The 13,956-nt window shown below is 65.6% G+C and carries 13 protein-coding genes; 2 read left to right on the forward strand and 11 right to left on the reverse strand.

Annotated elements, in window-relative coordinates; genetic code table 11:
• Positions 1-36: 36 nt before the first annotated feature.
• The 8 genes from ACODS2_RS17340 to ACODS2_RS17375 form a co-directional block, all read right to left on the reverse strand.
• Entirely contained in the window at positions 37-2,295 is a 2,259-nt protein-coding gene (locus tag ACODS2_RS17340; protein WP_488999946.1) for a S9 family peptidase, read from the reverse strand.
• A gap of 122 nt (positions 2,296-2,417) precedes the next feature.
• Positions 2,418-2,798, reverse strand: coding sequence for a 50S ribosomal protein L19 (gene rplS, locus ACODS2_RS17345; RefSeq protein WP_292946215.1), 381 nt, complete (start codon positions 2,796-2,798; stop codon positions 2,418-2,420).
• Between the two features lie 3 nt (positions 2,799-2,801).
• On the reverse strand, positions 2,802-3,671 hold the full coding sequence (gene trmD, locus ACODS2_RS17350; RefSeq protein WP_488999947.1) for a tRNA (guanosine(37)-N1)-methyltransferase TrmD: 870 nt from the start codon (positions 3,669-3,671) through the stop codon (positions 2,802-2,804).
• Positions 3,672-3,707: 36 nt separating this feature from the next.
• Positions 3,708-4,970 (reverse strand): C13 family peptidase, encoded by a 1,263-nt coding sequence (locus tag ACODS2_RS17355; RefSeq protein WP_488999948.1) that lies wholly within the window; start codon positions 4,968-4,970, stop codon positions 3,708-3,710.
• A 110-nt stretch (positions 4,971-5,080) separates the two neighbouring features.
• Positions 5,081-6,559, reverse strand: coding sequence for a serine hydrolase domain-containing protein (locus ACODS2_RS17360; RefSeq protein ID WP_488999949.1), 1,479 nt, complete (start codon positions 6,557-6,559; stop codon positions 5,081-5,083).
• Between the two features lie 134 nt (positions 6,560-6,693).
• Positions 6,694-7,527: a TIGR04222 domain-containing membrane protein gene (locus tag ACODS2_RS17365; protein ID WP_488999950.1), complete on the reverse strand. Its 834-nt coding sequence runs from the start codon at positions 7,525-7,527 to the stop codon at positions 6,694-6,696.
• Complete coding sequence (locus tag ACODS2_RS17370; protein WP_488999951.1) at positions 7,524-8,087, reverse strand: glycine-rich domain-containing protein; 564 nt, start codon at positions 8,085-8,087, stop codon at positions 7,524-7,526. Before ACODS2_RS17370 ends, ACODS2_RS17365 begins: the two co-directional genes overlap by 4 nt.
• Positions 8,088-8,220: 133 nt before the next feature.
• Entirely contained in the window at positions 8,221-9,150 is a 930-nt protein-coding gene (locus ACODS2_RS17375) for a LysR substrate-binding domain-containing protein (protein ID WP_488999952.1), read from the reverse strand.
• A gap of 100 nt (positions 9,151-9,250) precedes the next feature.
• Here ACODS2_RS17375 and ACODS2_RS17380 point away from each other — a divergent pair, with 100 nt between their 5' ends.
• Positions 9,251-9,457 carry a hypothetical protein gene (locus ACODS2_RS17380; RefSeq protein WP_488999953.1) on the forward strand — a complete coding sequence of 69 codons (207 nt, stop codon included), beginning with the start codon at positions 9,251-9,253 and terminating at the stop codon, positions 9,455-9,457.
• Here the strand turns inward: ACODS2_RS17380 and rimM are convergent.
• The 3 genes from rimM to ffh are packed head-to-tail and all read right to left on the reverse strand — an operon-like array spanning position 9,442 to position 11,962.
• Complete coding sequence (gene rimM / locus ACODS2_RS17385; RefSeq protein WP_488999954.1) at positions 9,442-9,945, reverse strand: ribosome maturation factor RimM; 504 nt, start codon at positions 9,943-9,945, stop codon at positions 9,442-9,444. The two genes, ACODS2_RS17380 and rimM, sit on opposite strands and share 16 nt — an antisense overlap.
• 8 nt (positions 9,946-9,953) lie before the next feature.
• Positions 9,954-10,436 carry a 30S ribosomal protein S16 gene (gene rpsP / locus ACODS2_RS17390; RefSeq protein ID WP_488999955.1) on the reverse strand — a complete coding sequence of 161 codons (483 nt, stop codon included), beginning with the start codon at positions 10,434-10,436 and terminating at the stop codon, positions 9,954-9,956.
• Between the two features lie 41 nt (positions 10,437-10,477).
• Positions 10,478-11,962 carry a signal recognition particle protein gene (gene ffh / locus ACODS2_RS17395; RefSeq protein WP_488999956.1) on the reverse strand — a complete coding sequence of 495 codons (1,485 nt, stop codon included), beginning with the start codon at positions 11,960-11,962 and terminating at the stop codon, positions 10,478-10,480.
• Between the two features lie 301 nt (positions 11,963-12,263).
• Between ffh and ACODS2_RS17400 the strand changes: the two genes are divergently transcribed.
• Positions 12,264-13,919, forward strand: a complete 1,656-nt coding sequence (locus tag ACODS2_RS17400; RefSeq protein WP_488999957.1) for a putative bifunctional diguanylate cyclase/phosphodiesterase — start codon at positions 12,264-12,266, stop codon at positions 13,917-13,919.
• The last annotated feature ends 37 nt before the right edge of the window (positions 13,920-13,956 follow it).

The following is a 13,956-nucleotide window of genomic DNA, read 5'->3' on the forward strand; positions in this document are numbered from 1 at the left end:
TACTCTCCTTGCGGCGGCCTTGCGGCCCCAATTGGCTTATTGCCCGCTACCCACGCCGTGCCGGTCGAGGAAGCGGAATACGGTTTCGTAGAGATGCTTGCTGACCTTGGGCCCGCCGATGCGGTGGGTGTAGCCGGGGTAGAGCATCATTTCGAACGGCACAGCCTCGCCTTGCAGCTTGGCGATGAGCGCGGTCGAGTTTTCGAACACGACGTTGTCGTCCGCCATACCGTGGATTAGCATCAGCGGATCGCGGATCTTCGCGGCATCGGCGAGCGCGCCCGAGGCTTCGTAGACCTTGGGCTCCTTGTTCGGATCGCCAAGATAGCGCTCGGTATAGTGCGTATCGTAAAGCTCCCAGCGCGTGACGGGGGCAACCGCGATGCCGGCAGCCCATTCGCCCGGATGCTCTTCCAGCATCTTGAGCGTCATGTAGCCGCCATAGGACCAGCCGAACGTGCTGACCCGCGCCGGATCGACGAAGGCGAGCGACTTCAGGTAGCGCACGCCTGCAAGCTGGTCGGCCACTTCGACCGTGCCCATCGCGCGATTGATCGCGCTTTCGAAGACCACGCCGCGATTGTCGGACCCGCGCCCGTCGATGGCGAAGTAGATATAGCCCTTGTCGACAATCGCCTGCGCCAGCGCCCCCTGCCAGCCCTTGCCGACGACTTGCGCATGCGGGCCGCCGTAGTGGTAGGAGAACACCGGGTAGCGTTTGCCCGGCTCCAGCGGCGGGGTGATCATCATCCAGTGGAGCGGGGTGCCGTCTTCCGCCGGGATCGTGCCGAACACGGCCTTGCGGTGGCTGGCGAGGTATGGCGCGTAGGGGTGAAGCCCCTCGATGCGGTTTTCCTCGATCCACGCAAGGCGCTTGCCCGATGCGTCTGCGAGGTAAGATTGCGGCGGCTGCGCATCGGCGCTGCGGGTGACGACGAGGGTCTGGCCCTTGCGGTCCATCGCGGCGCTATTTTGGAAGGCAGGATCGGTCAGTCGGTCGAGCTTTTCCGGGTGCTTCAGATCGAAGGCATAGACCTGCGGCGCGAGGACATCGTCCTTGGTGCCAACAAAGGTGACGCGCCCGGTCTTCTGGTCGACGCCGAGCAGATCGGTGACGACCCAGGCCCCCTTGGTGAGCTGCGTCCAGGCGCCAGCCTTGAAGTGATAGAGGTGCGCAAAGCCGTCGCGCTCCGAGAGCCAGATCAGGCTCCCATCGGCGAGGAAGCGATAAGCGTCCGAGAGGTTGATCCAGCTGTCCTTGGCGGCGGTCTCGGTGAAGAGAACTTCGGCCTTGCCGGTGGCCGGATCGACCTTGAGCATGTCGAGCTTCGACTGCGCGCGGTTTTCGCGCTGCACGTAGAGCGCCTTGCCATCGGGCGCCCAATCGACGCGGGCGAGGTAGATGTCTTTGTCAGCGCCAAGGTCCACCTGCACCCGGCTCTGGCCATCGGCGCCGATCACCCAGAGCGAGACTTCGGCATTGGCGCTGCCGGCCACCGGATAACGTTGCTCGAAGGTCTTGGTGCCCTCCGCGCCGATCGCTGCGCGGGTCACTGTGCCGACGCCTGCTTCATCGAAACGCTCGACGGCAAGGTGCGCGCCATCGGGCGACCACCAGTAGCCCTTGAAGCGGTTCATTTCCTCCTGTGCGACGAACTCGGCCTCGCCCCAGTGGACCGTGGCGGCGGCTTCGGCGGGTGTCACGGCCTGTGGTTCGGTCTTGCCGTCCACAGCTCCCACGAAGAGCCGCTGGTCGCGCACGAAGGCGATATGGCCGCCCTTGGGGCTGAGCGAGGGATCAAGCTCGCCGCCCTTCGTGCCCGCGATCTTGCGCACCGAGCCATCGAGGCCCGCGAGCAGCAGATCGCCATCGATGGGGACGAGCACCGCGGTGCTGTCCGCCGTCCATTCGTAGCTGACGATGCCCTTCAGATCCCCGATGCGCTGGCGCTCGCGCTGCATCTTCTCGGCTTCGGAAAGTTCGCGACCCGAGGAGAGCTTTTTGGAATCGACCAGCATGCGCCACTGCCCGGCCTTCCGGTCGAACCCCCACAGATCGTAGCGCTCACGGTCATCCGGACGGCCCCGCAGCACGGTGACATAGCGGCCATCGGGCGAAAGCTTGACCGCGCGCGGCACCGGCCCCGCCAGGCTGGGGCTGGCGAAGACGCGCTCGAGCGTGAGCGCCGGTGCGGTCTGGGGTGCAGTCACGGCGGTTTCCTTCGTCTCGGCGGCAAGAACGGGCGCAGCAACGGCGAGCATGCTCGCAGCGAGCAGAGTGGTCAGCAGTCGCATGGGAGCGATGGTCCTTGGCTAAGGTATGGCAAAACGAAAAGAGGCGCCCCGGCTTGGTTGCCGGGGCGCCTCTTGAAGCACGCTGCGGTGCCCCAGGCGGTGGGCTATGGAGCCCGCCCCGGTCAGCTTTCCGTGGTGGTTTTAATCGTCTTGCGCTCGGCAATACGCGCCGACTTGCCGGTGCGGCCACGCAGGTAATAGAGCTTGGCACGACGCACGACGCCGCGGCGGACCACGGTGATGCTGTCGATGTTGGGCGAGTAGAGCGGGAACACGCGCTCCACGCCTTCGCCGAACGAAATCTTGCGAACGGTGAAGTTCGAGCCGAGGCCGCGGTTCGAACGCGCGATGCACACGCCTTCGTAGGCCTGAACGCGGGTGCGCTCACCTTCGACGACGCGCACGCCCACGCGCAGCGTATCGCCAGCGCGGAATTCGGGGATGGTCTTCTTCGCCTTGAATTCGGCGATGGCTTCAGCCTCAAGCTGCTGAATGATGTTCATGACTCAATCGTCCTGCACTTCACGCTGCGCGCCAGAGGCAGACTGGACCCGAACGCCGGTGTGGCGCTCCCAAAGGTCCGGCCTGCGTGACCGGGTATCGTCTTCAGACCGGCGTTTCCGCCATGAAGCGATTTTCGCATGATCCCCCGATCGCAGCACTTCAGGGATCGTGCGCCCTTCCCATTCCTGGGGTCGGGTATAATGTGGGTACTCGAGGAGGCCGTTCTCGAACGACTCTTCTGACCCACTGGAAGGCGCGCCCATTACGCCGGGAAGCAGCCGAATGCAAGCATCGAGAAGCATCAGCGCCGCCGGTTCGCCGCCCGAAAGCACGATATCGCCGACAGAGACTTCCTCGACGCCCCGCCCTTCGAAGATGCGCTCGTCGAAACCTTCGAACCGGCCGCACAGCAGGATGACGCCGGGGCCGCCTGCAAGCTCGCGCACGCGGGCCTGCGTGAGGGGCTTGCCGCGCGGGGTGAGCGCGATGACAGGGCGTTCCTCCCCCACCGGGGGAGGGGGACCATCCGCAGGATGGTGGAGGGGCACATGCCGTTCTTCCCAACCGGCGAGGTCATGCCCGTCCGAACCTGCCCCTCCACCACCTCCGGTGGTCCCCCTCCCCGTTCCGGGGAGGAATTGGCGCGCATGGTCGATGGCCTTGGCCAGCACATCGACCCGCAGCACCATGCCAGCGCCGCCGCCTGCCGGGGTATCGTCAACCGTGCGGTGCTTGTCGGCCGCGAAATCGCGGATCTGAACGGTATCGATGGCCCACTTGCCTTCCGCCATGGCGCGGCCTGCAAGGCTGATGCCGAGGGGGCCGGGGAACATCTCCGGGTAGAGCGTGAGGACGGTGGCGAGGAAGGTCATGCTTTCCCCTTCCTCAAAGGGGCCCGGGCGTCAATTTCAATCCCGCTTGATCCACAGCGTCTGCATATTTGGGCCGACAAAGCTTTGGGGCAACGAATGCGTGTTCCCGCCTGCCGTCTCATCCTTGTCGATATCGGCCCGCACCCGCGCGAAGGCATCCTGCAACGAAACGCCGCGCCCGCCCATGTGGCGGATGAAAGCTTCGCCGAACAGGGTCGTGTCGCGCTTGTCTTCGCAGCCAAATGAGGTGCGATCGGCGGCGCTGGCCGTCATCAGGATCGTATCGGGCGACGCAAGTGGCTTGATCCAGCTGCCTGAATAACAAGCTGAGACCACGATCATGCGGCGCCCGACCCGCGCCTTGTGCAAAGCTTCGGCGAGGAAATCCGCGTTGACGGGCTGCAGCCGGGTGTAGTCCGGCAGTCCGGTCGACAGCTCGCCATCCCGGCTGCCGTGGGAGGCGAGGTAGAGTACGACAAGATCGCGCTTGGGATCGGCACGTCGGCCGATCTCGTCCAGCACAGCGCCAAGATTGGTCCGATTGGCCAATGGCAAGCGCATGATATCGGCTTCACTATTCGAAAGCACGGCAGCGCCGCTGCCAGCGCCGAACCTACCTGCCAGAGCCCCACTGGCCTTGGAAACTTCGCGCCCGAAGAGCCGCTGCATACCGCCGGCAGCGACTCCCACAATGAAGGTGCGGGGTGCGCGGTCATCAGCGGCCGGGAGATGCGCCAGAGCAGTTGAAACAAGTGCAGGCTGCGCCGTCCAAAGCTCTTCGGCATCAAAATCGGGCAGCCTGGGCCGGTCCTCGTGCGCGGCAGCGTAGTGGAACAAAGCTCTCTCCCCCTCGTTCCAGGCCAGCGACGCGGCAAGAACCAGCGAGACAGCCACAGCGGCGCGCAGCTTGTCGCTCACCCGGTTCCAGCCCGATGCCGTGGAAACGAAGCGTACGGCAGCGATCACGCCGAAGGCCGGCACGATCAAAGTCTGCGACGGGCTATCCGGCCCGCCATCTGATGCAAGCTGATCGAGGGCGGTCTGGAGCAGAAGGCAAACGAGAGCGATCAGAAGGAACGCGAACACGAAGCGCAGGGCATCGCCGCCCTTGCCCAGAATTGACGCTGCAAGAAGACCGGCCACCACGGCAAGACCTAGCTGCGCAAGCGGCTGAGCAAGATCGTAGTACCACATCTCGCGATTCGGGCTGGCAAGCTTGAGGATGAGGTAGCCACCGAGCCAGAGCAGGGAGACCGCGCGGGGTTCGCACGGAAGCCGCCACAGACTGATTTGCCGCAAAGTCAGCAACCGAAAGACAGTGCCAAGTATGGATCGGGCGGGGGCGCTGGACATGCACGCAGGGCTAGCCCGCGCGCGTTAAAATCTCTTTGCAGGCGGGCGACTGCAGATCAATCCTTCCCCTCGAAGGCAAACCCCAGCGCCTGCAGCGTGATCGGCTTCGTCGGCGCAAGCAGGACAGTGCCCTCGATGCTGCCCTTCTCGCACTTCCACGTGAAAGTGCCGCTCATTGCCCCTTCTGCGGTGATGGGCGCTGTTGCCTCGCATGCGCCCGACTTGGCCTTGGTTTCCGCCAGCACTTTGACCCAGTTGGCGGCGGTGCGGTCCATCGGGAAGTTCATCGAAACGCGGCCTTGCAGCGCGTCCACCGTGCCTGCGGACCAGACTGTCTGCGCGGCGGTATAGAAGCTGGCGAGGTCCTCGGAGACCGGCTCGGCACGCCGCGCGATCACGCCCTTCGTGCGCAGCAGGGCGGCGATGTCCCACACCGGCTGGCTGGGGCCGGAATAGGTGCGATTGGTCAGCGCAAAGAAGGCGACGCCGTATTCGGGCAGAACCATGACATGGCTGCCGTAGCCCGGATAGCCGCCGCCGTGGGCGAGGACGGTGCCGTAGTCGCAATCGCCGATGATCCGCCAGCCCATGCCGTAGGAGACGGTGCCGGGGCACTGCTTGTCGCCATCGGTGGCATAGCGGTGGAACACGGCGGCATTGTTCACGCCGCGCATGACCTGCCGCACTGTGGCGCGCTTGGCCGGGCCGGTATCCGCGCCGTCGCGCGTGGGCCATGCCGAAACAATGAAGGCGAGCCATTTGGCATAGTCCGTGGCGCTGACTTCGAGGCCGCCCATCGCATTGAAGGCGCCGTCCTTCATTGTGGGCTCCTCGGCCCAGGCCTCGTTTTCCCACCTGTAGCCAATGGCGCGCTTGTCCTTGGGGTGAGCCAGGACGTCGAACCCGCTGGCGGTCATGTCCAGCGGGGTCAGCAGGCGCTGTTCGACGAAGCTGCGGTAGGGGGCCTTCGTGATGTTGGCGATCACCCGCCCGAGGATCGCGTAGCCGAGGTTGGCATATTCGTGGCGCATCTCGGGCGCACGGGTGAAGGGGACGCCCGCCTTGAGGATCGCGGTGAAGGCCGTTTGCGAGAGCACTTGCTGGCGGTCGCCCCACGGATCGTCCGTCACGAAGCCGGCGCTGTGGGTAAGCAGATCGCGGATCGTAATGCGCGGCGAATCGCTGGTGGGATACGTCCAGCCGCGCAGTTCGGGTACATAGCGGTCCGCCGGATCGTCTAGCGCGAGACGGCCCTCGTCGCGCAGCTTGAGGATCGACATCGCCGTGAAGGCCTTGGTCATCGAGGCGATGCGGAACAGGCTGTCCGGCGTAACCGGGCGTTTGGCGGTGTTATCCTGCACGCCTTCGCCTTGGACGTAGGCAAGGCGGCCGTCCTTCACCATGCCGAAGACCATGCCGGGAATATGGTTTTCGGCCATCCATTTGGTGAGGATGGCATTTATCTCGGTATCAAATGCGGCGGGATCGGTGGCGGCGGCTGGCTCGGCAGTTTGGGCGAGAAGCGGAACCGGCATGGCGCTTGCCATAAACGCAAGAAGGATACCATTGAACCGCATGCCATGCCTCCCAGTCAGAAGCGGGGAGAGTGGCACCAAATTCTCGCCATTGCGAGCTTAGCGAAAGGGGGCAGGAGGACTTGGGTGCTGGCTCAGCTTCCGCAACCGCCGCAGCCTCCTCCTCCGCCGCAACCTCCTCCCCCGCCGCTGCAACCGCTCCCGCCCCCGGCATCACTCCCGCTGCCAGCGCTGCGCATGCGGTGAAAGTCTGAGAGCCACGAGCCCGTCAGCACCGCCGTGCCGAACAGCGCGACCGCGAGGGGAGCCTCGTCGGTCGGCGCGGCGCGGCGCAGGCGGGCGGCTTCGAAGCGCGCCTGCGCCAGCGCGGCCTTGCCGGCTCCGGTGCGGCGATCGAGCGCGGCATAGCGCAGGACCGCGACGACGGCGGTGACGAACAGCAGGGCGGTGAGCAGGCCAACCGGGCGATCCCGCATCGCGCCGACGATCCACTTGGCGAGACCGAACAGGAACAGCAGCGCAAGCGGCGCGGTCTGGATCAGGCGGAGCTGGCGGGCGGCATCGCGGCCGATCCATAAGCCTTTGTCTTCCAGCCGGCGCTCGATCGCTTCGGCGTGGTCCGACAGAGCGCGGTGAACATCGCGCCACTGCGCAGGCGAAGTCAGCCTTGCGACGCGGCGTTCGGCTGGTGTGCGGCCGCCCTGCGGATCGCGGATGGCGAGCGTGCCGCCACTCTGCACAATCGCCGCACCTTCGGCGAGGAGCCGCACCGTCACCGCCTCGGCAAGGCGTTCGCGGCCGCCGGCGAGGAGTGCGAGTTCGTCTTCATCCGGGCGGCGGCCCGACTGGCCTTCGGGGCGCAGATAGCGCGGGATGATAAAGGCGGCGGCCAGCGCAATCAGCGCCAGTTCAAGATAGAGCAGCAGGAATTCAGGGCCATGCAGATCGAGCGGGCCAAGACCGGTCACAGAAGCCTCCAGAGCAGGAAACCAACGAAGAAAAGCAGGAGCGCCAGCCATGCGCGGCGGCGCGGAATGATCAGCACCTCGCGCGGATGCACGCGGCGGCCCTCCGGATCGACCAGGAGGCGGCGGCGCGCATCGGGCCAGATATCCTCGGGCGCGGGGCCAAATGCGGCTTCGTAGCTGCGCAAGGTGAGCGCATATTGCTCGAAGTAGCGCTCGCCTTCCGCGCGGCCGCCCTTGGTCGGGCCATGGTGCAGCGCGCGGCCGAGCACTTGCGGGCAGAGCCGCTCCCAGTAATCGCGCGTGTAGGTGAGGTGGAGATGCCAGGCCTGATCGACCGCATCGGACGGGGTGACCGGGTGCGGGGCTGTGGCGGCGAGGTAGAGGAAGCGGCGATATTCCTCGAACACGCGGGCGGCGTGCGGATCAGTCCAGCCGTTTTCGCGGGCGAGGCGCCGGGTGAAGGGGAGATCGGCATCGAGCGGCCCGACTTCGTAGGCCGACAGGTCCTGCCACAGCGGGCTTGCTGTTGCCGAAAGTGACGAAGCGAAAGGCGCGTTCATCTATGGCAGTCTATACCGCCGCGCTGTTACTGGAGTGTTACGATGGTCTGGCAGCGCCGCTCAATCGACGAACTCTGTGCGCGGAAGGCTTGAATGGCCGCAGCCTTGCTCGCTTGAACACCCCCGGCGCGCGCTAGCCCGCGGGTGGTACCCAGACTTCGGGCGGGGCCAGCCCCCGCGCACGTTCGGCGGCCATTTCGGCGAGGAGCCATTCGCGGAAACGTTCAATCTTGCGCACGCCGTGGCGGCCTTCGGGGCGCACCAGCCACAGCGAGACGGGGGGCATGAAGACCTGCGGGAATGGCTGGACGAGCGTGCCTGCTGCAAGTTCATCGCGCCAGAACACCGGCGTCATCAGCGCGGCACCGAAGCCTGCGCCTGCCAGCCGGGCCTCTTCCATCTGGCTATCGAACGCGATGCCGGCGGGCGGCGCGGCATCGGGCATGGCGACCCCGGCGAGTGCAAACCAACTGGGCCACCACGGGTCTTCGGGGGCGAGACGCTGGACGCCCAGGAGGTCTGCCGGTTCGCGAATGGCGTTCGCCTCGAGAAAGCCGGGCGAGCAGATCGGTGTGACATGGTAGCGCATGAGGAATTCGCGGGTGAGGCCCGGCCATGGCCCTACGCCCGAACGGATCGCGACATCGATCCCGTCACGCGCGAAATCGGTGATGCGGCCAGTGGTGGCGAGGCGCAGCGCGAGATCGGGCATGGCGACCTGAAACCGGCCGATGCGCGTGCTGAGCCAGGTGCCGCCGAACGAGGGGATCGTGCTGATCGCAAGGACGCCGCTATCGTCTGCCGTGAGGTTGGCGAAGGCGGCGGCGATATCGGCGAGCGCGGTGGACACGGCGGGCGCAAGGCGGCGGCCCGCCTCGGACAAGCGTACACGCCCCTTTTCGCGCAGGAACAACGGGCGCCCGACCCGGTCTTCCAATTGGCGCACTTGATAGCTGACGGCCGCTTGCGTCATCCCGAGCTCTTCCGCCGCTCGGCTGAAATTCTCCAGCCTTGCGGCAGCTTCGAACACGCGAACGGCGGACAAAGGGGGAAGCTCAGGCACGCTTCACAAATAAGGCGACCTTATAGGATATGCCAGAGCTTTTGTTGGCTGGACGCGCAGCGACAAGGCACAATGCCCCCATCAGCCAAGGAGACGAGCGATGATGGACGAATTCTGGAGCCGTGGTTGGGCCGAAGCCCACAAGGCAGCCTTGCAGGCGCGCGAGATCCGCGGCCGCGATGGCCGCCCGGTGCCGACGCTGTGGGATGAACTGCGCATGCTGGTGCGCGACCTGATTAAGCCGCAAGCGCGGAAGCAGGATGATGACGTTTGCGGCGAGCCCGCGACCTGTCAGTCAGCCGCGTAAGCGGCCTCGATCACCAGCCGTTCGCCGTTCCATTCGGGCACGGCCTCGGCGCGCATCGGGACCATGAAGCGCTTGGGCGGCTTGCCCGCTTCGGCAGGCCGCTCGATTTCGAGCACATCGCCCGCACCGAAATTTTCGACCGCGATGCAGGTGCCGAGCACCTCACCCCCGGTCGAGACCGCGGGGAGGCCGATCAGATCGGTGTAGTAGTATTCGCCTTCCGCCAGCGGCGGGAGGCTGGCGCGCGGCACCGTGAGCACGGCGCCGCGCAGCTTTTCAGCCGCAGTGCGGTCTGCCACTTCAGCAAAGCGGGCGATGGCGCCGCCCTTGCCGTCATCACGCAGCTTGGTGAGCGTGAGAGCGCCATCGTTGAACCGGGCGTGGGCCTTGAGGCTTTCCACCCCTTCCCCGAACAGTTTCAGCCGCACATCGCCGCCCACGCCATGCGCGCCGCTGATCGCAGCGAGCGTGACGGGGCGTGCGTTCATTGTCCGGCTTAGCCTTCGGCCTGCTCGGCAGCAGCTTCTTCAGCAGGTGCTTCTTCAGCAGGCGCCTCTTCAGCAACCGGGGCTTCTTCAACGGCCGGAGCGGCGGCAGCAGCAGCGGCAGCTTCTTCGGCCTCACGCTTGGCTTCTTCAGCCTCGGCGATCTTCTTGGCGCGGTCTTCAGCGCGCTCCTTGGCCTTCTTGCCCGGCTCACCCTTCGCAGGGTTCACAGTGGCGGCGCGTTCCTTGATGCCGGCCTTGTCGAGCATGCGAGCAACGCGGTCGGTCGGCTGGGCGCCGACGCCGAGCCAGTAGCGCACGCGGTCCTCGGTCAGGCGGACGCGGTTGGCATCATCCTTGGCGAGGAGCGGGTTGTAGGTGCCGACCTGCTCAAGGTAGGCGCCATCGCGGGGCGAACGGCTGTTGGCGACCACGACCTTGTAATAGGGGCGCTTCTTCGAGCCACCGCGCGAGAGACGAAGGGAAACCGACATACTTCAAACCTTTCCGAGTAAAACTGAAACTGAAACTGAAATCACTTTTTCCTGAGCAGATCGCCGAGGTTGGCGGGCATGTTGCCGCCGCCCAAACCGGGCAGGCCGGGCATGCCGCCCATACCGCCGCCGGGGAGCTGACCAGGGCCCGCACCGCCATCGCCGCCGCCGAGCGCGCCGCCCATGCCGCCGCCACCGAACATGGCAGCGAGGCCCTTGAGCCCGCCCATCTTGCGGATCTGCTTCATGGCTTTCGCCATTTCCATGTGCATCTTGATGAGCTTGTTGACGTCCTGCACCTGCGTGCCGGAGCCCTTCGCGATGCGGATCTTGCGCTTGGCGTTGAGCAGTTCGGGGCGCTCGCGCTCCTTGGGGGTCATCGAACCGATGATCGCATCCATGTGGAGCAGCACGCGGTCGTCCATGCCAGAGTTGGCCATGGCCTGCTTGGCCTTCTTCATGCCGGGCATGAGGCCCGCCAGCACGCCAAGCCCGCCCATGCGCTGCATCTGCTGCAGTTGGGTGCGCAGGTCGTTCATGTCGAACTGGCCCTTGGCCATGCGCTGCGCGAGCTTTTCGGCCTCGTCGGCCTTGACCGTGGCGGCCGCCTTCTCGACGATCGAGACGATATCGCCCATGCCGAGGATGCGACCGGCCACGCGCTCCGGATTGAACTGCTCGATCGCATCAAGCTTTTCACCGGTGGCGGCGAACTTGATCGGCTTGCCGGTGACCGCGCGCATCGAAAGCGCCGCACCGCCGCGTGCATCACCGTCCATGCGGGTCAGCACGACGCCGGTGAGATCGACCTCGCCCGCAAAGTTCTGCGCGACGTTGACCGCGTCCTGACCGGTCAGCGAATCGACCACCAGCAGCGTTTCGCGCGGGGCCGAGACTTCGGCGACGGCCTTCATCTCGTCCATCAGGGCCTGATCGACGTGGAGGCGGCCCGCGGTATCGAGCATCAGTACGTCAACCGCCTGAAGCTTCGCGGCATTCACCGCGCGGCGGGCGATCTCGACCGGGGACTGGCCGGGCACGATCGGCAGCGTGGCGACGCCCGCCTGCTCACCGAGCACCGCAAGCTGTTCTTGCGCCGCCGGACGATTGACGTCCAGCGAGGCCATCAGGACCTTCTTGCCCTGCTTTTCCTTGAGCAGCTTGCCGATCTTGGCGGTCGTCGTCGTCTTGCCCGAGCCCTGGAGGCCGACCATCATGATGACAACGGGCGGCGTGGCGGCGAGATCGAGTTCGGCGGTTTGCGAACCCAGCATCTCGACCAGCGCGTCGTTGACGATCTTGACGACCTGCTGGCCGGGAGTGACCGATTTGAGGACCTGCTGGCCGGTGGCCTGCTCGGTCACCGAATCGATAAAGCGGCGGACTACGGGGAGCGCGACGTCGGCTTCGAGAAGCGCGATGCGCACCTCGCGCATGGCGGCCTGGACGTCTTCCTCGCGCAGCGCGCCGCGACCACGCAGGCGATCGAAGACGCCTCCAAGCCGGTCTGACAGACTATCGAACACGCGTTACGCTCCTTTTTCCCGGTGAAACACAGCGAAACGCGAAAAACGCCGGTGGGCGAAACCTCGCCGACCAGCGTATGGCGTCCAACACGGAAACCGGGATCAAACTATCCTGAACCGGCAGCCGCAGCTACCAATCAGAGCCGCGCGCCTACGCGAAACGGGGCTGCAACGCAAGTCCCAACGCCGGAGCGCCCCATTTCCCGGCGGCGAGCTGCAGCGGCAAGTCGACCTTAACCAAAACTTCAGCCCATGTGGCTAATTTGCCGGATAGGACCCGAAAGGAATGGGCAAGCCGATCATGGCGAAGGCTGAACATGACAGGACCGAAGCGGTGGGCCACGAGCCGCCACTCCAGCGCGCCGAGCGTGATCTCGTCGCGCTCGGCATCCTTGTCGCGGCCATTTTCCTGTTCGTCGGCACCGGATCGACCGTGCTCACCGGCATTGCCCGCAGCTGGATCTACGGAGTCGGCAGCCCGGACGTGCTTCTGACGAATGCCCTCATCCTCAACATCGCGCTGCTGATCTTCGGCTGGCGCCGCTATGCCGAATTGCAGACCGAGATCGCCGAGCGCCGCAAGGCCGAGGAAAGCGCCACGCGGCTCGCGCGCACCGATGCGCTGACCGGTTGCCTCAATCGCCGCAGCCTCGACGACGCCATCGCGCAACTGGTCAATGCGGCGGCACAGAGCAGTGAGGCGGTCGCGGTGATGATGATCGACCTCGACAAGTTCAAGCGATCGAACGACCTGCTTGGCCACAAAGTGGGCGATGCGGTGTTGGTGGAGACCGCGCGGCGCATCGAGGCGCTCATGCCGACACGCTCCGTGGTTGCGCGGCTGGGCGGCGATGAATTCGTCTGTGCCGTGATCTTCGCGCCGGGCGGCGAGAACGCCGTCGAGCGGCTGGCGGTGCGGATCAACGATGGCCTTGCCGAGCCGATCATCTCGGGCGGACTGCGCGCGGAAGTCACCGCCTCGATCGGCATCGCCGTGGGTGCAAGCAGCGCGCTGCACAGCGCGAACCAGGTCGCGCAGGACCTGCTCCACCGCGCCGACCTTGCCATGTATCAGGCCAAGCGGCGCGGACGGAATCGCTTCGCATGGTTCGAGCCGACCATGGAAAAGGAACTGCGCTTCCGCAGCGAGCTCGAACAGGGCATTCGCGACGGGCTGAAGCGCGGCGAATTCGTGCCCTATTACGAAAAGCAGATCGACCTCGAGACGGGCGAGATCACCGGCTTCGAAATGCTGGCCCGCTGGCTTTCGCCGCGCCACGGCATGGTGAGCCCGGAAGTGTTCATCCCGGTAGCCGAGGAAATCGGCCTTATTGCCGAACTTTCCGAAGCGCTGATCACGATGGCGCTGGAAGACGCCAAGGCATGGGATTCCAGCCTCACGCTGTCGGTCAACATCTCGCCCCTGCAGCTGCGCGATCCGTGGTTTGCGCAGCGGCTGCTCAAGATGCTGGTCGCCGCAAACTTTCCGCCGACCCGGCTGGAAATCGAGATCACCGAGACATGCCTGCATGAAAACATCGCGGTTGTGCGATCGCTGATCACCAGCCTCAAGAATCAGGGCATTCGCATCAGCCTCGACGATTTCGGCACCGGCTATTCGAGCCTTGCGCAGCTGCGCACGCTGCCGTTCGACCGGATCAAGATCGACCGCAGCTTCGTTTCATCGCTCGCCCGCAGCGCGGACAGCGCCTCGATCGTGGAGGCCATCTCCTCGCTGGGTCGCGGCATGGCGCTGCCGATCACGGCGGAAGGGATCGAGAGCGCGGAAGTCCTCTCCGCCCTGCGCCGCTTCGGCAACTTCAAGGGCCAGGGCTATCTCTATGGACAGCCGGCCTCTGCGGAAGATGTGAAGCGCGAACTGGCCGAGCAGGGCCTGCTGGTCGCCACGCCGAAGGACGAAACGCCTTCCACACCGCCGAGTGCCCTTTCTGCCTGAAATCTGAAATGATTGCACCGAGCGGCGCTGGCTCCTA

The organism is Novosphingobium sp. FG137, assembly GCF_057809735.1.

Coding starts and splice junctions, on each gene's coding strand:
- ACODS2_RS17370 (WP_488999951.1), bottom strand. CDS start 8,087: ATGAACGCGCCTTTCGCTTCGTCACTTTCGGCAACAGCAAGCCCGCTG.
- rimM (WP_488999954.1), bottom strand. CDS start 9,945: ATGAACGCACGCCCCGTCACGCTCGCTGCGATCAGCGGCGCGCATGGC.
- rpsP (WP_488999955.1), bottom strand. CDS start 10,436: ATGTCGGTTTCCCTTCGTCTCTCGCGCGGTGGCTCGAAGAAGCGCCCC.
- rplS (WP_292946215.1), bottom strand. CDS start 2,798: ATGAACATCATTCAGCAGCTTGAGGCTGAAGCCATCGCCGAATTCAAG.
- ACODS2_RS17360 (WP_488999949.1), bottom strand. CDS start 6,559: ATGCCGGTTCCGCTTCTCGCCCAAACTGCCGAGCCAGCCGCCGCCACC.
- trmD (WP_488999947.1), bottom strand. CDS start 3,671: ATGACCTTCCTCGCCACCGTCCTCACGCTCTACCCGGAGATGTTCCCC.
- ACODS2_RS17400 (WP_488999957.1), top strand. CDS start 12,264: ATGGCGAAGGCTGAACATGACAGGACCGAAGCGGTGGGCCACGAGCCG.
- ACODS2_RS17380 (WP_488999953.1), top strand. CDS start 9,251: ATGATGGACGAATTCTGGAGCCGTGGTTGGGCCGAAGCCCACAAGGCA.
- ACODS2_RS17340 (WP_488999946.1), bottom strand. CDS start 2,295: ATGCGACTGCTGACCACTCTGCTCGCTGCGAGCATGCTCGCCGTTGCT.